Genomic DNA, 18,288 nt, shown 5'->3' with positions numbered 1-18,288 from the left:
CTAAATCCCATTTTACAATGAAGTTAAGATTACTATTTCTCGCATTAATTTTTAGTTCCAATTTAGGTTTTTCGCAGGGGAAGACACTTTGGCAAAAGCAAGCCGTCCCAGGCTCGCTCAGGTTAAAGCCGGGCAAACAAGATCTGCCAAAAGCACAAACGTTCAATTTGAACATTGACGCTTTAAGGCAGGCCTTGGTAAACGTGCCCCTGAGGCACCATTCGAATACGGCGTCCAATGTTGTACTGTCTTTTCCAAATCCTGAAGGCGGTTTTGAGCGCTACAGGATCTATGGGACGTCTGTCATGAATGCCGATCTGGCGGAGCGCTATCCAGGGATTAAATCCTATATGGGCCAGGGCATTGACGACCCATCGGCCGTAATCAGTTTCAGTGTGACGCCCCTGGGGTTCCAGAGCATGCGATTAGCAGTTGGAAAACCGGCGAGCTTCATAGAGGCAATAACCTCTGATGCATCGGTATACACGGTATTTTCAAGGGACCAGAAGCTTAACATGAACGATGATTTCGAGTGTTCGGTGACGCAAAGCCTGAACAAGACCATGGCTTCCGATAATGTAGCCTACAGAAACGCCGATGACGGCATCTTAAGGACCTATAGGTTGGCCGTTTCAACAACCGGAGAGTATACGGCCTATCACGGCGGGACCAAGCCCTTGGCCTTGGCGGCTATAGTTCAGACGATGGTCCGTGTCAATGGTATTTTCGAAGTGGATTTCAATGTCACCATGACCTTGATAGCGAATACGGATGACGTGATCTATACCAACGCAGGTTCAGACCCTTACACCGGATCTTACAATTCTCAGCTCCAGTCCACTCTAACGAGCGTGATTGGTGAGGCGAATTATGATATCGGACACTTATTTGTCCAAGGATCCAATAACGGTAACGCGGGCTGCATTGGTTGTGTATGCGTGAACAACCAAAAGGGAAGTGCGTTTACGTCCTTGACGGCACCCGAGGGAGATCTGTTCGATGTGGACTATGTTGCCCATGAGATGGGGCACCAGTTTGGGGCCAACCATACATGGACCTTCAATGGGAACGAAGGGACAAATGTCCAGGTAGAGCCGGGAAGTGGCTCGACCATTATGAGCTATGCTGGTATCACTGGTGCTACCGATGTCCAGGCGAATGTGCACCCTAACTTTCACGCGGTCTCGATTGAACAGGTTACGGATTATGTAAAAAGCACAAGCTGCCAGACCAATACGCCTACAGGGAACTCGGTTCCGACGGTTAGTGCCGGTGGTGATTACACGATTCCTCGAGGCACACCGTTTGTTTTGGAAGGTACGGCTTCTGATTCAGATGCTGGCGATGTATTGAGCTATAGTTGGGAACAGATGGATGAGAACAATGCTTCGACCACTTACCCGAGCACAACCGCTACTACCGGTGTTGCATTTAGGGCCTATGAACCAACAACAAATCCAAATCGCTATTTCCCAAGATTGGAGACCATTAAAACAGGAGCGACCTCTTGGCAATGGGAAGCGGTTCCCAATGTAGCACGGACCTTGAATTTTAGATTGACTGTTAGGGACAATGTTGCCGGAGGAGGGACCAATAACAGTGATGATATGGTGGTTACTGTAAACGGAACAGCTGGACCGTTTGTGGTAAACTCTCCCAATACAAATGTGACATGGGATGCAGGGACAACCCAAACCGTTACCTGGAACGTGGCAGGGACCACGGGGAATGGAGTGAATGCAGCTAATGTTGATATTTTTCTCTCAACCGATGGAGGAGACACGTATTCGGTAACATTGGCAACGGGAGTTCCTAATGACGGTTCCCATGATGTTGTTGTTCCTAACAACCAAGGGACTCAAAACCGAATCATGGTCAGAGGGTCAAACCATATCTTTTTCGATATTTCAGATACTAATTTTAACATTGGCGCACCAGTAGTTTGTAATGCGGATGTCCCTTCGGGATTGGCCGCATCAAATATTGCCGAAACTACCGCTACATTAAGCTGGAATTCTGTTTTTGGTGCTACTTATGATGTAAGATATAGAGAAGTGGGAGCTTCAACATGGACAACGGTTTCAGTTACTGGTATTTCATATAACGTAACGAATTTAACAGCCTTAACCCAGTACGAAGCGCAAGTAAGAAGCGAATGTTCTGGCGGAAGCAATTCTGCATATAGTAGTTCAGTGGTATTTACAACAACAGATGTACAATTGAATTATTGCGGTTCCGCAAGTACAAATACGAATGATGAATATATTAGTCGTGTGCAATTGAATACCATTGATAATTCTTCTGGCCCACAATTTTATTCAGACTTTACAGGGATTTCCACGACTTTAACAAAAGACACACAATATACAATCACGATTACGCCTACTTGGACAGGTACTGTATACAATGAAGCCTACAGTGTTTGGATTGATTATAATAGAGATGGTGATTTTACAGATGCAGGTGAACAAGTGTTTACCCAAGGAAATACGCAGGCTACTTCCGTAAGTGGAAGTTTTACGATTCCTAGTGGAGCTGTTGAAAATGCAACACGAATGAGAGTCACGATGCGATACAACCAAATACCTGGTCCATGTGATAGCTTCACTTATGGTGAAGTTGAAGATTATACTGTTATTATCGAAGGTTCTGGGCCTGATACTGAAGCTCCCGTTATTACATTGAACGGCACTTCGACTGTCAACTTGAATATTGGTGATACCTATACAGAACTTGGTGCAACTGCTACCGATAATGTAGATGGCAATTTGACCTCAAGTATAGTAATTGGAGGAGATACTGTAAACACTTCTATTCCTGACACGTATGTGGTGACTTACAATGTTAGTGATGCAGCAGGAAATGCAGCATCAGAAGTTATTAGAACCGTTATTGTCAATCCAGATACTACAGCACCTGTGATTACTTTAAATGGTGCTTCAACCATTACGTTGAATGTTGGTGATACTTATGTAGAACAAGGTGCAACAGCTGTTGACAATTGGGATGGCGATTTAACGTCAAGTATTGTTATTTCAGGTAGTGTAAATACGTCTGTTGCAGGAACGTACTTTGTCAATTACAACGTTAGTGATTCTTCTGGAAATGCAGCAAATCAAGTCACTAGAACCGTTAATGTGACGGCTGATACTACTCCACCAGTAATTGTCCTTAATGGTGCATCTGTAATTAATCTTTTGGTTGGTGACACTTATAATGAGCAAGGTGCTACGGCAACAGATAACTTAGATGGTGATTTAACCTCTAGTATTATTATCGGAGGATCAGTTAATACAAGTGTTGCAGGCACTTATAGTGTTACCTATAATGTTAGCGATTCTGCGGGTAATGCAGCTGCTGAAGTTATTAGGACAGTAAACGTAAGCGAACCATCTTCAGGTTGTTCAGGAGGTGTTTCTACATTTCCATATACTGAAGGTTTTGAATCATCATTTGGAGGTTGGGTACAGTCTGGAGCTGATGATATTGACTGGACAAGAGATGCCAATGGAACACCTTCCAGCAGTACAGGTCCATCAAGTGCTTTTGAAGGCTCATTTTATATTTATGTTGAAGCATCAGGTAACGGTACAGGCTATCCAAATAAACAGGCTATCCTGACCTCACCATGTTTTGATTTAAGTAGTTTGTCTGAAGCAACATTTAGTTTTAAATACCACCAGTATGGTTCTTCTAATATGGGAACCATTGACTTGGAAATCAGTGATGACAATGGTGGCTCATGGAGTTCTATTTGGAATAGTTCAGGAAACCTAGGTAATTCTTGGCAAACAGCAAATGTTAATCTTGATGCTTATACAGGAGGAAGCATTCAATTGCGATTCAATAGAATTACAGGTAGTACATGGCAAGCAGACATTGCTATTGATGATATAAGTTTAGATGACGGTAATGTTGTTATTTCTGGATGTACAGGAGGAATTTCTACTTATCCATATTCTGAAGGGTTTGAATCTTCATTTGGAGCTTGGACACAGTCTACAACCGATGATATCAATTGGACAAGAGATTCTAACGGAACACCATCGAGTGGAACAGGGCCTTCAAGCGCTATTCAAGGATCTGTTTACATCTATGTTGAAGCTTCTGGAAATGGTACAGGTTATCCTAACAAAAGAGCGATTCTTAACTCACCATGCTACGATTTAAGCTCTGAGTCTTCTGCAACATTTAGTTTCAATTATCATCAATACGGATCTTCAAATATGGGAACCTTAGATTTGGAAGCGAGTAATGATGATGGTTCGACTTGGGTTTCCATTTGGAGCAGTTCAGGTAACTTAGGAAACTCATGGCAATCGGCTAGTGTTAATCTAAGCTCCTATACTGGTGGAAGTGTTCAGTTACGCTTTAACAGATTAACGGGTAGTACTTGGCAAGCTGATATAGCTATAGATAATATTAATCTAACGACTGGATCTTCAGCAAAAGGTGAAGTGATAGCAGAAATAGCTAATGATAATCCAAAAGACATCCAATTGTACCCAAACCCAGTAAAAGGGGATCAATTATTTGTGTCATCAACATTTTCTGATGTAACCTATGAGATTTACAATACGGTTGGACAAATGGTATCTAAAGGGGTATTGAAAAACGGTGTTATTGATGTGAGCCATTTAGATGGAGCGATCTATCAAATCCTATTCACAACTGAAGGAGAAACACTAGTTAAGCGTTTTATCAAACAATAGCTGCTCTCTATTTCATTAAAAAGCCCAAACATAAGGTTTGGGCTTTTTTATATATGAATGATTTCATTTTCTAGCAGTAGCTCATCTCCTCTAAATTTTAAGAGAATCTGAGCCACTGAAATCGTATCTTTTTCGCAGTATTGAATGATGCGATCAATATCGTTCTCTTTGTAATAAACACTATATACTTCACTTCCATCAATATCATCCTTAGGTGAAGGAATACCTAGTACGTTAGTCAAAAGTTTAAGAGACGTGTAGGTTTTAAAGTCGCCAAACTTCCAAAGCTCTAAAGTGTCAAGATGCGGGACTTCCCAAGGTTTTTTTCCAAAGAGATTAAGTTTATAAGGTAACATAATGTTGTTAATGATCATACGTCTAGCGATGTAAGGAAAGTCAAATTCCTTCCCATTATGAGCACATAATAAATGATGTGATTGACTAAAATGAGAAATGAGTAGATTCTTAAAATCTTTTAAAATACTGGTTTCATCACCATAAAAAGAGGTCACTCTAAACTTGCGTTCTTCTCCTTTATGAGTAAAATACCCAACAGAAATACATACAATCTTTCCAAATTCAGCCCAAATTCCAGCACGATCGTAAAATTCTTCAGCAGTGTAATCTTCTCTTCTTTGGTATTGGGATTTTAATTCCCAAAGCTCTTGTTTAACAATATCTAAATCAGAAAAATTTTCGGTTTCAGGAACCGTTTCAATATCCAGAAATAAAATGTGTTCTAAGTTGAGCTTTGAAATCATAGTATTAAGATTTTGAGGATTTCAATAAGATTGAGATCTGTTTTCCCAAAACAGCAGCGATTCCAGTAGCAATTCCTCCGATGATTCCTGTCAACAGTAAGAGCAAGTAAGGATTCCCGTTAAGTGGTAAGAGTTCAGCTATTTTCTTTGATAGTATAAAATCATTTGCCTGACTTAAACTATATGCATAAACCATCCAAAATAAAGCGACCGCTAAAAAAGGAACAAAAAACACAGCACTTCGTTTCAATGGAATTAAAAGCCCTGTTATTAATCCAGCTAACATTACTGACCACCAAGGCAATACTTGCGATAATAAAACCGCAATTATAATTGTTGCTATAAAATTTAAAAGATATCTTTTCATTGTTTTGGTGTTAATGTTTGCGAGGATAAAATTCCTTCAGTTGCGTTTTCGTTTTGCATAAAAATAAGGTCGTAATAATTACCCTTTGCCCAATCATCAATAAAATTATCATAGTATTTGCTTCCAGGATTTCCAGATTGACCACCAGGATAAATCCCATAGGCTTTTGGAGGTGACGATAGCTCAACAATCATGCGCCACGATGGTCCATGATTGACATCAGAGGCGTTAACCGTATTGCGATCGCCACCAATGGGAATATCAAATCTTGAAAACGCAGGAAGTACTTGTAGTAAATGTCCAACATAAGCACCTTTGTAGTTTTTCCATTCCAAAGAACCGTTTTCGGCTTCCCATTCCTTTAGTTCTTTTGCTGCAGCCTTGAATGAAATAGTATAGAGATCAATAGCTGTTTCTTTCAAAGGTGTATCCTTGATGTCCATTAGCGGATCGTTGGGATAATTCTTTAAAAGATAGTGAGATTGATAGGTAAAAGGTGTTTTTAAAGCCAGTGTGTCATTATCGAATTCATCCCAAGTGAGCTGATGTAAATGTTTGTTCCAAGCAGTCCAAATACTAGGAGCAATATTATCGATAGTATTGATATAGTTCCAATGTCTTAAATGATTCAATAGTTGTTGTTCTTCATTATTTAAAGCTGAAGTTTCCATGTGATCAATCATAAAAGGAATCAACTCTTGAGCTTTTAAATTAAGATTGTTGTTCTGAAGGTTTTTAAAGTTTTCAATGCTAAGCTTTTCCCTGACACTTAAATAATTATTAATGACGCGATTTCTGTAAGTTTCATAACCATCGTTAAACACATAAAATGGATAAGAGGCATCCACAGGATGTTGGTTGGCTGAACTCACAAATCCACGTTCAGGGTTTTTAACATGTGCATTGAATTCCTGGGGAATAAAACTCTGCCAATCGTGTTCAGGATTACTACCATCTAATAAAAATTTCCCTTGACCTTTCCATTTGTTTGGAAATTTTCCTTGAATCCACATTGCGATGTCCCCTTCTTTAGAGGCAAAGGCAAAATTTTGTGCAGGTGCTACATGATTGGAAATAGCTTTCAAGTAGTCATCATAATTTTTGGCTTTGTTTAAGTTTAGGAACAACTTAGCGAAATTATGACCAATATGTCCAGCCCATTTCATGGCATAGCCTTTTTTTGGATTATCACTTTTGAAAAGGTGGTCATAACTTACAGGTCCATGATGTGTATATATAACTGAATCTATGAAAGTTTCTTTGTTTCTGATTTTAATCTCTTCCAATCGCAAATTGGTATCCCGCCAACCGTCACCATATTTGTACGTTTTACGCGATTCATCTTGAAACTCTATTTTGTACCAATCCATCACATCTCTTGTAGCATTGGTAACTCCCCAAGCAATATCTTCATTAAAACCAATGATAATTCCCAAGGCGCCAGGAAGTGTCGCGCCAAAAACATTTTGGTTAGGTGAATGTAGTTGCATGACAATCCAAATGGAAGGTAGTTTTAATCCTAAATGTGGATCATTGGCCAAAATAGGATGTCCAGAATAGGATTTTTCTGGACCAACAACCCAATTGTTGCTTCCATTATTGGGATGTGGCTTTTCCATTGGCTCTACCATAATCGAATCAGTAGGTAATTCGCTTTGAGGTGTTTCTGTGATAGCCGTGTCAATAAAACTCCAATCTCGAGCCTTTGGAATGATAGGGTCGTTTACATCAAAAAAATCAGGAAATAACAAATCGAAACGCTCTTTACCAAGTAGTTGCAACATGTTAGTAAATTCCAAATCGTGGTTTCTAGAACACAACATATCAGTCATATACATCAATAAATGCATGGTTTTGTCAATACTCCAAGGTTCAGGCTTGTAGTCGAGTAATTTATATTCAACAGGATAATCTTCAGGTTTGAGTTGTTCGATATAGGCATTAACACCATCACTGTATGCTTGAAGAAAGGCTAAGGATTCAGCATCTTTTTTTATGACTTCCAAGCTATTTTCTGCTCCAAACAATAATCCTTTTCTTCGTTGGGTTCTGTCAAATTGCAACGCTTTTTCACCAATGATTTCAGACAATCGACCTGCAGCAGCAAAGGTTTGAAATTCCATTTGCCATAAGCGATGTTTTGCGGTAATATAACCTTGGGCTTTGTAGAGGTCGGAATCATTTCGCGCAAAGATGTGAGGAATCAATTGCGCATCGTAATGAACAGTTACGTCATCGATTAAATCTTTAATGACAAGTGTTCCAGAAGTGGATTCTGTGCCTTCATTTTGCCAAATTCCTTCAGTAGGTGATAAAAATTTTCCAAGAGGAGGAAGACTTCCAAGTTTTGTGTTTAATAGATAAAACACAACAATAGTGAGCATTAGTGAAGTGACGAACTTAATGTATTTCATGATGGATTAAGTGTTCTGAGCTAATATACAAAAATATAGAAAATAATCTACATCTTATATTGTTTAGTTCTATATGTTACGGATTGTTTTATTCGTTTAACATTTCGTAAGCCTCTTCTATGTAAAGAGAAATATCATCAGTAAAGGTTTCTAATGCATTTCCTGGACTTTTTGAATGTCCAAGTCTTACGATAATGATATTATCCTCAGGTTGCACAAACACATATTGACCTAAGTGACCTCGCATCATAAAAAAGGATTTTCCAAGGTGTTCTTTCAACCACCAGCCATAACCATATTCTGGGCTATCCGAAAAACGAGGTGTTACTGATTTTGCGACAAACGACGAATCCAATAGTTGTTTCCCCATCCATTTTCCATGGTCTTTATAGAGTTTTCCAAAGCGTGCAAAATCTTTGGCATTACTTGCAATACAGCAATAGGCTTTAACCAAATCGTGACCATCACTATCCACTTGCCATAAGGCGTCTGTTTCACAACCTAAAGGTTTCCAAAAACTTTCTTCTAAATAGTCATACAATTTTTTACCTGTAGCTTTTTCTATGACCATGGCGAGCATTTGAGTGTCACCACTAGCATATTTGAAGGATTGTCCTGGTTCGTTCACAACCTTTAGTCCGTTCATCACTTTCGCCAAGTCATCATCAAAATAGGCTCTTGTAGTAATAGATAATGGCGAATAATACGCTTCATCCCAATTGGTTCCAGACGCCATTGATGATAAATCACCAACCGTCATATTAGCTGCTTTTCCTTCACAAAATGCTGGGAGAAAATCGCAAACAGGTTGATCTAAACTTTTGATATGACCTTCCATTATGGCCTTACCTAACATTCCTGACACATAACTCTTAGCCATCGAAAACGAATTTGATTTTGAATCCTCTCCAAAGCCGTCATAATAATTCTCAAACCATATACTGTCATTTTTGATGATTACAAAGGCAATGGTTCCCCAATCTGTATTGGCTTTTTTCAAAGTTTCTGTGACATCGACACTATTATAGTCTTTGTGATTAGGCCAAGCCAGAGGTTGATCTGAAGCTTCAATTACACGATTATCAAATTCCTTATAGTCTTCTAAAAAAGCAGTGGTGTGACCTTTCATATAAATCGTTCTCACAGCTTTGATGAGGTAATCAGTATCAGTGATGTAGAGAATAACCACTAACAATCCGATGATTATGACTAAGTATTTTAAGAGTTTTTTGATGACTTTCATTTAAGGCTTTATTAATTGTATGACCTTCTAAAAATAGTGAATTTATCTATTAAAAAAGGGATTGTTGTTTGTACGGACTTTCATGCTCGAGAAGCCATTGTTTTCTGTGCAGTCCACCAGCATATCCTGTTAAACTTCCATCACTTCCAATAACGCGATGGCAAGGAATGATAATCCATAATGGATTTTTGCCGTTGGCTTGAGCTACTGCTCGAATAGCCTTAACATCTCCTAATTGTTTTGAAAGTTCGAGGTAACTTGTTGTTTTTCCAAAGGAAATATGTTGCAATGCATTCCATACTGATTTTTGAAATTCAGTACCTTGAGGATTCAACTTTAGGTCAAATGATTTGCGTTGTCCAGAAAAGTATTCTTGTAATTGGATGACACAATCTTCCAAGACTTCAGGAATGATATCTGTAGTGTGTTCTTCGGAATCTAGAATTGAAACCTGAGTAATTCCAGCATCATCTCCAACAATTTTTGTAAATCCCAATGGCGAAGTGATGATACAGGATTCCATGTTTACTCGTTGTCTTTTGGCGTGATGTCATCTTCAATAATTCCGAGCTTTTTTGCTCTGGCTTCCCAGCTCTTACGTGCTAAGTACTGAAGGTCTGAAACATTATCGCTTTCATCCATGATTTCCATACCCAGTAAGGTTTCAATCACATCTTCCATAGTAACGAGTCCGCTCACAGAGCCATATTCATCAACAACCAAAGCCATATGGTTTCTACTTTCTACGAGCTTTTCAAATAATTTTGGAATCGGTAAATCACGATTCACGACGATGATACTTCGTTTTAATTCGGATAATTTTTTGGATCCATTGTTCAAAGCCATTTCCTTAAACACCTCATCCTTTAGAACCAAGCCTTTAATGTTATCAGGATCGTCAGAATAAATAGGAATTCTTGAAAATCTCAAGTTGAGGTTTCGTTTGAAAAAATCCTCAACCGTTGTTTTTTCATCTTCCGATTTCATTACGGTTCGAGGTGTCATTACATCTTTTGCAAAGACTTCCTTGAAGGTCAATAGATTTTTGATGATTTTACTTTCATTTTCCTGAAACACACCTTCTTCGTGTGCCATATCTGCCATTACGAGAAACCCTTCACGACTTAAAATACTGCCATGTCCTTTGCCGCCAATCAGTTTTGTGGTCAATTGTAGAATCCATAAAATCCCAGTCCATTTCAAAGGAAAAATCAACACATTCAATGCTTTTGAAGTAAAATTGGCTAATTGTTTCCAATAGGTGGCTCCAATGGTTTTCGGAATGATTTCCGAAGCGACCAAAATCAAAATGGTCATAATGGTAGAAACCACACCAACCATTAATTCTTCAGTAAACTGAACACCCATAACCGTATGTGTTTCACTTCCATAAAGTTCTGCATAAGCTGCTTTGGCTTGAACACCAACCAAAATGGCACCAACCGTATGCGCAATGGTATTTAACGTTAGAATAGCAATGAGTGGACGATCGACATCTTTTTTTAAAGTTTCTAAATCTTCAGCATAAGCTTTGCCTTCACTTTTTTTGACATTGAGAAATGTAGGTGTGATACTAAGCAAAACCGCTTCTAGAATGGAGCATAAAAACGAAAAGAAAATAGAAATTATCGCGTAAAAAATAAGTAATGCCATAAACCGAATTTAGTTGTTGCTAATTTACGATAATAATTTCACTACGTCCTTAGCAAAATAACTTGCAATGATATCAGCGCCTGCACGTTTGATGGCAGTAACTTGTTCCAACATCACGGCATCGTGATCTAGCCAGCCTTTTTCAGCTGCAGCCTTCAGCATAGCATATTCGCCAGAAACCTGATAGACAGCCACAGGAACATCGACAACATTTTTGATATCACGAACTATATCTAAGTAGCACAATCCGGGTTTTACCATCACAATGTCTGCACCTTCAGCAATATCCATTTCAGTTTCCTTAATAGCTTCAATGCGATTGGCATAATCCATTTGATAGGTTTTTTTATCCTTTGGAATGTCTTTTACATCCACAGGAGCAGAATCTAAAGCATCACGAAACGGACCATAAAAAGCCGAGGCATATTTTGCAGAATAGCTCATGATGCCAGTTTTCGTAAAGCCATGATTTTCGAGTGCTTCACGAATGCCTAAAATACGTCCATCCATCATATCACTTGGCGCTACAAAATCGGCACCAGCTTCAGCATGTGACACACTCATATCTGCCAAAACCTTTACAGTGCTATCATTTACAATAGTGCCATTGGCAATAATACCATCATGACCATAAGATGAAAACGGGTCTAAGGCTACATCTGTCATAACCAACATGTCAGGACACGCATTTTTAACGGTTTTGATAGCACGTTGCATTAAACCATTCGGATTTAAGGCTTCAGTACCTTTGTTGTCTTTTAGATTGTCTGGAACTTTTACAAAAAGCAATACCGATTTCAAACCGAGTTGCCATAAGTTTTTGACTTCCTTTTCCAGAATATCCAAGCTGTAACGAAAATAGTTAGGCATGGAGTCGATTTCCTCTTTGATGCCTTTGCCTTCGACCACAAATAGTGGCACCAAAAAATCATTTGGTGAGATAATAGTTTCTCGCACCAAACTTCTAATGGCTTCGCTTTGTCGTAATCTTCGGTTTCTTTGTAATGGGAACATAGTTGCAATAATTTTAAACCCAATCTTTAGGGTTTTGTAATACGTTAATTAATCGTTCTTCTTCACTTCCTGGCTCTGGTTGATGGTCGTAAACCCATTGCACATGAGGCGGCAAACTCATAAGGATGCTTTCAATTCTTCCGTTGGTTTTTAATCCGAACAGTGTGCCTTTATCGTGAACTAAATTGAATTCCACATAACGACCACGACGGATTTCCTGCCAATCTCTTTGATCTTTTGAATAGCTTAAATCTTTTCGTTTTTCAACAATAGGAACATAGGCTTCAAGAAAACTGTTGCCAACTTCAGTGACGAAATCGTACCAGTTTTGCATAGACATGTCGTCTGTCTTTTTACAATAGTCAAAAAAGAGTCCTCCAATGCCACGTGCTTCATTTCGATGTGTATTGTAAAAATAGTCATCACACTTGGCTTTGTATGTTTTATAAAAATCAGGATGATGTTTATCGCAAACTGTTTTGCAAACCCGATGGAAATGTTTGGCATCTTCTTCAAACAAATAGTAAGGCGTAAGATCTTGTCCACCACCAAACCATTGGTCTACAATATTGCCATTCTGGTGATACATTTCAAAATAACGCCAATTGGCATGCACAGTTGGTACCATCGGATTTTTGGGATGTAAAACCAAACTTAAGCCACAGGCAAAAAAATCGACATCCTTTACACCAAAATAGGTTTGCATCGATTCGGGTAATTTGCCATGAACGCCTGAAATATTTACGCCTCCTTTTTCGAAAACCGCTCCATTTTGTATCACTCGTGTTCGTCCACCACCACCTTCAGGACGTTTCCATATGTCCTCATGAAATTTGGCTTCACCATCAATAGTTTCCAATGTTGAGGTAATTTGATCTTGTAAGTCTTGTATGTAAGTAAAGAACTTATCTTTCATGAATCTTAATCTTTGTATAGTTCGTACAACTCCATATCCAAGGCTTCTTCACCTCTTGGTGTGTAAAATTGAGCTAAGGTTTTTTGCCACTTGAAACCATTATTTAATGCTACTGTAGCACTAGCCATATTATCTTTATGCGTTACAATTTGCAAACGTTCCAATCCAAGCGATTCAAACGCATATTGTGAGAGCTCACCAATGGCTTTAGACATGATATTTTGACCTTTAAAGTTATAGTCAATAGCATAAGCATATTCACCTTGTTTGATGGTCCAATCCAAATTTTTAAGGACTATAAGTCCGACAAATCTTCTGGTTTCTGTTTCCTTGATGGTAAACACAAAAAGTTCTTTGTTTGCAAAAGCCTTCACCCTGTTTTTGACATAGATTTCAGAGAGTGTCGGATTAAGATTTTGCTCCAAGGTTTTAGGAAGATAGCGCTTAAGACGATCGGTATTTGACACAACAAAATCACAAATTTTCCATGCATCACCTTCATGAATCGGGCGGATTTCAAAAGTGTCAAAATGCAAGGTCATTTTACAATTGGTTTAGGTTCAGAAAGCAAATCCTTTTCCTTCAGGAGCTCAACGGTTTTTAGAGAAGCGGCTGTAACACTCATTGGGAGCACTAAAATCACACCAAGCACAGGTATTAATAAAAATAGGATAAACACAATCCCATTACCAATGGCAATTCCTCTATGTTGTCTTACAAACTGAATACTCTCTCGGTACTTAAAATGGCGCTCTAAAGTATAATCCATGTTTCCAAATCCAGCATAATAGGCTTGAACCAAAAACAATAATACTGTTGAAAAAATATTAATGATTGGAATGAACTTCAGAAGTAAAATAGGAAGGGTCAAAAGTAGTTCTCTTCCTAGGTTTCTCATGTTAATGCGAATACCTCTCCAAAGTTGTTCCTGAAATGTGGTGTTTCTATGATAGTGTGTTTTTACTCCAGTGAAGTGCGCTTCAATTTTTTCGGACACAGGACTCATAAATGGAGCCGACAACGCCATGATGATATGCTTATACAAAATGAGTCCGATTGCTAAAATGACAATAGCTCCAATAAATGAGGAAATGGCAGTGAATGTTTCCTTGCCAAATTCCCAAACCCAAATTTTTGAAATAAAGCGCCCGATATTATCTGACAATCCGTAAGCTGAGAACCCAATAATAGCAGCAGTAATGATACTGATGATGATAGGAACAAAAAAGTATTTCCATAGCTTCAACTTTGAAATCAAAGCCAATGCTCCTGAATATGCTTGAATACCTTTTAAAACATTATTAATCATACTAACGTACGTGATTAGCTTCCATATTCCTTCACAGCATCAATAAATGCTTTCGCATGATCGAGCGGAATATTGGGTAGAATACCATGTCCAAGATTGACAATATATTTATCCTTTCCAAATTCATCAATCATTTGATGGACCATCTTTTTGATTTCTGAAGGAGGCGAGAACAATCGCGTTGGGTCAAAGTTTCCTTGTAAGGTAATGTTTCCACCAGTTAAATAACGTGCATTTTTTGGTGAGCAGGTCCAGTCAACACCCAAAGCAGAAGCGCCGGATTTTGCCATATCACTTAAGGCAAACCAACAACCTTTTCCAAAGGCTATAACAGGTGTTTCATCTTTTAAAGCATCAATGATTTGTTGGATGTATTGCCAAGAAAATTCTTGATAATCCACAGGAGATAACATGCCTCCCCAAGAATCAAAAACCTGAACGGCATTGCAACCAGCCTTTACTTTTTCCTTTAAATAGGCAATGGTAGTATCAGTAATTTTTTGAAGCAGTTGATGCGCAGCCACAGGATTAGTAAAACAAAATTCCTTGGCTTTATCAAAATTTTTGCTGCCTTGCCCTTGAACGCAATAACACAAAATCGTCCATGGTGAACCAGCAAATCCGATTAAAGGAATTTCGTTGTTGAGTTTTTCTTTTGTCGCCTTAATGGCTTCATATACGTAATTCAATCGGTCTTTGACATCAGGAACTATTACATTATCGACATCTTTTTGGGTGCGAACAGGTTGAGGAAGGAAAGGGCCAACATTAGGCTTCATCAAAACCTCAATATCCATGGCTTGAGGAATCACCAAGATATCACTGAATAAGATGGCCGCATCCATACCATAACGTCGAATCGGTTGAACCGTAATTTCACTGGCCAGTTCTGGTGTTTGGCACCTTGTAAAGAAATCATATTTAGCCTTGATTTCCATGAATTCAGGTAAATAACGTCCTGCTTGACGCATCATCCAAACGGGTGGACGCTCAACAGTTTCACCTTTTAAGGCTCGTAAAAACAAATCATTTTTTATCATCCTAAATATAATCTTCGTTTACCAATTCAATAACGCTTTCCACCGTTGGGAGTTTAGCTACTTTAATATTCTCAAAATGTCTTTTAGCTTCTGTTGCCGTGGTTTCACCAATACAATAAGCAATGATATCATTGCCATTTTTTTGCTTATAACTTTTCACTGTAGAAGGGCTAAAAAACATAACACCTTTGACAGAAGAACCAACCTCAACACCATCAAATTTGGTGTCGTATGCAATCACTTCGGTAACGTCTATGCCATTATCTTTTAAAATGCTTGGCAATTCATCAAGACGAATATCACTACAGAAGTAGGTTACGGTTTTCGAATCCAACTGTTGCGTTAAGTATTCTGCCAATTGTTTGGAGTTATTTGCAGTGTGTTTTACAGGGCCGATTTTTCGCTCTATCAAACGTTTGGTTCTTCGTCCAACACAATAAATGTTTTCAAATTGTAGTTCGCTTTTGTCGAAATTCATCAATAAAGCTTCCACAGCGTTTTTACTCGTAATAATCACATGCTTTGGAAATGGCTTTAACACTCTTGGCGTCATTCTATTAAAATTGATCTTGACAAAATCAGAGCTTTCCACAACCACATCGTTATGAAACAATTGCTTTTGACTATTGGAAAGTGTTTTCGTAGAATAGACGTTTACTTCTTTTGAACCAGATTTAATAGTATCCATTAAACGCTTTCCTCCACGTTCGATAATATAATTGGCACAAAATTCAGCCAAGTTATCATGTTTGCCAAGTGCAACTGTTTTCTGAACTTCAATTTTCTTGGTGCCGTCAAGACTTAATAACACGCCTTGAAAATGAAGCTCTTCATTTTTAACATACGCCAAAGCACCAATTGGAGCTGAACATCCACCTTCCAAACGTTGTAAGAACTCACGTTCGATAGAGGTACATATTTCGGTTTCCTTATCATTAATCTCTGAGCAAGCTGCTATAATTTCCTGATCGCTTTCAAGAGCTGTAATCATAATTGCGCCTTGGGCAGGAGCAGGAATCATCCAATCTAAATTGATGGTATTTTCTGGACGAAGGTTGATTCTTCCCAATCCGGCAGCAGCAAAAATAGCAGCATTCCAATCATTGTCCTCAAGCTTTTGTAATCTCGAATTGACATTGCCTCTTAGGTCAACTAAAGTATGGGTTGGATACCGATTCAGCCATTGGGCACGACGTCTTAGGCTTCCTGTGGCAATAACAGCATCACGTTGGGATAAGAACTCTTCATTTTTTTTAAACACCAAACAGTCCTTAACATTGCCACGTTTTATCACTGCTGCTTGAACAATGCCTTTTGGTAAAGCAGTAGGCACATCTTTAAGCGAATGAACCGCAATATCAATTTCCTCATTAAGCATGGCAATGTCCAATGTTTTTGTAAAAACACCAGTAATTCCAAGTTCATAAATTGGTTTGTTGAGTACTAAATCACCTGTGGATTTTACAGGAACAAGTTGCGTTTTATATCCAGATTGCTCAAGAAGCGACTGAACGGTTTTGGCTTGCCATAGCGCGAGTTCACTATCACGAGTTCCAATTCTTATAATTTTAGGCATTGTCTGTTGTGGCTTCTAATTGAAAGACTTTTTTGATCAATTCGAGACTGTCATCTGTTGACACATCATCTCCCTTGAGGTGATGGGCAAAATGGTTGGTTATTTTTTGAATGATATTCTTACTGATAATCTCAGCTTGACTTTCATTGAAATCTTCCATTTTTTTACGTTGGGTTTCCAATTCAGCGCTTGCAAAATCAGACAACTTATGCTTTAAAGCCTTAATAGTTGGAGCAAATTTTCGAGTAGCTAACCAAGCTATAAACTCACCTTTAACATCTTCAATAATAGCTTCTGCAAAAGGTATGTGCTGCTTTCTTCGCTCAAGGGTTTCGTCTGTTATTTGTGCTAAATCATCCAAGTGTACCAAAGTTACGTTATTTAATTCAGTAACATTAGGATTTACATTTTTAGGGATGGAAAGATCGAGAATCAATAACGGGTTTTTGGTTTGAATACAATGTTTGTCAACCGTCGGATTTTGTGCTCCTGTAGCAACAATCAAAATATCTGACGTATTGATTTCTTCCTGTAAGTTGGCGTATTCTTTTACATGCAGATTGAACTTGCCTGCAATGGCTTCGGCTTTATCCTTTGTTCTATTGATTAAGGTGATGTGTTTGTTTTTGGTGTGCTTAACCAAATTCTCACAGGTGTTTCTTCCTATTTTCCCAGTACCAAAAAGGAGAATGTTCTTTTCTGAAACATTTTCAATGTGGTTCATGATATATTGAACCGATGCAAAAGAGACCGAAGTCGCTCCAGAGGAAATTTCTGTTTCGGTCTTGATGCGTTTTGATGCTTGAATCACGGCATTGATTAAGCGTTCCAAATAAGGATTCAACAAATGGTGCTTTTTGGAAACACGAGCACTAGATTTTAACTGACTGATAATCTCAAAGTCGCCAAGAATTTGGCTATCCAACCCTGATCCAACCCTAAACATATGCGAAATAGCATCAGAATTTTTATAAACGTAGGCTACTTTTTGAAACTCTTCAACGGTGCCTTTGGTGTTATCGCAAAGTAGTTGAATCAGTTGATAAGGATGCTCTGCAAAACCGTAAATTTCTGTACGGTTGCAAGTAGAGGTTACGATGAGGCTTTCAATTCCATTTTGCTTCGCTTGTTCTAACACATTGACTTTAGAATGATCGTCTAAACTAAAATGGCCACGAATTTCTGCATCAGCCTTTTTGTAACTAAGACCAATGGCGTAAAAAGTAGTGCCTCTCGACATATTGTAATGCTCCATACCTGATTTGGATAATACGGAAACAAAA

14 protein-coding genes are annotated in these 18,288 nt (G+C 38.6%); 1 reads left to right on the top strand and 13 read right to left on the bottom strand.

The window, feature by feature from the left end; all coding sequences use genetic code 11:
* The first annotated feature begins 167 nt into the window (after window positions 1–167).
* Window positions 168–4,712: an immunoglobulin-like domain-containing protein gene (locus AB9K26_RS11270; RefSeq protein WP_369972659.1), complete on the top strand. Its 4,545-nt coding sequence runs from the start codon at window positions 168–170 to the stop codon at window positions 4,710–4,712.
* A gap of 47 nt (window positions 4,713–4,759) precedes the next feature.
* Here the strand turns inward: AB9K26_RS11270 and AB9K26_RS11265 are convergent, their stop codons facing one another.
* The 13 genes from AB9K26_RS11265 to hemA all read right to left on the bottom strand — a co-directional run bounded on the left by AB9K26_RS11265 (window position 4,760) and on the right by hemA (window position 18,260).
* Window positions 4,760–5,473, bottom strand: coding sequence for a 3'-5' exonuclease (locus AB9K26_RS11265; RefSeq protein WP_369972658.1), 714 nt, complete (start codon window positions 5,471–5,473; stop codon window positions 4,760–4,762).
* Between the two features lie 4 nt (window positions 5,474–5,477).
* The gene (locus AB9K26_RS11260; RefSeq protein WP_369972657.1) at window positions 5,478–5,840 is read right to left on the bottom strand and encodes a hypothetical protein; all 363 of its coding nucleotides are present in this window, start codon (window positions 5,838–5,840) and stop codon (window positions 5,478–5,480) included.
* Window positions 5,837–8,254: a penicillin acylase family protein gene (locus AB9K26_RS11255; protein ID WP_369972656.1), complete on the bottom strand. Its 2,418-nt coding sequence runs from the start codon at window positions 8,252–8,254 to the stop codon at window positions 5,837–5,839. The genes AB9K26_RS11260 and AB9K26_RS11255 overlap by 4 nt, the downstream gene beginning before the upstream one ends.
* A gap of 88 nt (window positions 8,255–8,342) precedes the next feature.
* Window positions 8,343–9,497: a serine hydrolase domain-containing protein gene (locus tag AB9K26_RS11250; protein WP_369972655.1), complete on the bottom strand. Its 1,155-nt coding sequence runs from the start codon at window positions 9,495–9,497 to the stop codon at window positions 8,343–8,345.
* 49 nt (window positions 9,498–9,546) lie between these two features.
* The gene (locus AB9K26_RS11245; protein WP_369972654.1) at window positions 9,547–10,020 is read right to left on the bottom strand and encodes a methylated-DNA--[protein]-cysteine S-methyltransferase; all 474 of its coding nucleotides are present in this window, start codon (window positions 10,018–10,020) and stop codon (window positions 9,547–9,549) included.
* Window positions 10,021–10,022: 2 nt separating this feature from the next.
* Window positions 10,023–11,150, bottom strand: coding sequence for a CNNM domain-containing protein (locus AB9K26_RS11240; protein WP_369972653.1), 1,128 nt, complete (start codon window positions 11,148–11,150; stop codon window positions 10,023–10,025).
* 24 nt (window positions 11,151–11,174) lie between these two features.
* Window positions 11,175–12,164, bottom strand: a complete 990-nt coding sequence (gene hemB, locus AB9K26_RS11235) for a porphobilinogen synthase (protein ID WP_369972652.1) — start codon at window positions 12,162–12,164, stop codon at window positions 11,175–11,177.
* 13 nt (window positions 12,165–12,177) lie between these two features.
* Window positions 12,178–13,080: an oxygen-dependent coproporphyrinogen oxidase gene (gene hemF / locus AB9K26_RS11230; protein ID WP_369972651.1), complete on the bottom strand. Its 903-nt coding sequence runs from the start codon at window positions 13,078–13,080 to the stop codon at window positions 12,178–12,180.
* A 5-nt stretch (window positions 13,081–13,085) separates the two neighbouring features.
* Window positions 13,086–13,622, bottom strand: a complete 537-nt coding sequence (locus AB9K26_RS11225; RefSeq protein ID WP_369972650.1) for a GNAT family N-acetyltransferase — start codon at window positions 13,620–13,622, stop codon at window positions 13,086–13,088.
* Window positions 13,619–14,389, bottom strand: coding sequence for an EI24 domain-containing protein (locus AB9K26_RS11220; protein ID WP_369972649.1), 771 nt, complete (start codon window positions 14,387–14,389; stop codon window positions 13,619–13,621). Before AB9K26_RS11220 ends, AB9K26_RS11225 begins: the two co-directional genes overlap by 4 nt.
* Window positions 14,390–14,403: 14 nt before the next feature.
* A complete protein-coding gene (gene hemE, locus AB9K26_RS11215) occupies window positions 14,404–15,429 on the bottom strand; it encodes a uroporphyrinogen decarboxylase (RefSeq protein ID WP_369972648.1) in 1,026 nt (341 codons plus the stop codon).
* 1 nt (window position 15,430) lies between these two features.
* Complete coding sequence (hemC, locus tag AB9K26_RS11210) at window positions 15,431–17,005, bottom strand: hydroxymethylbilane synthase (RefSeq protein WP_369972647.1); 1,575 nt, start codon at window positions 17,003–17,005, stop codon at window positions 15,431–15,433.
* Window positions 16,998–18,260 carry a glutamyl-tRNA reductase gene (gene hemA / locus AB9K26_RS11205; RefSeq protein WP_369972646.1) on the bottom strand — a complete coding sequence of 421 codons (1,263 nt, stop codon included), beginning with the start codon at window positions 18,258–18,260 and terminating at the stop codon, window positions 16,998–17,000. Before hemA ends, hemC begins: the two co-directional genes overlap by 8 nt.
* Window positions 18,261–18,288 lie beyond the last annotated feature (28 nt).

This window comes from Psychroserpens sp. XS_ASV72 (assembly GCF_041224425.1).
GTDB lineage: Bacteria > Bacteroidota > Bacteroidia > Flavobacteriales > Flavobacteriaceae > Psychroserpens.
The sequence above is the reverse complement of the archived record's forward strand: the minus strand, read 5'-3'. Positions and strand labels throughout refer to the sequence as shown.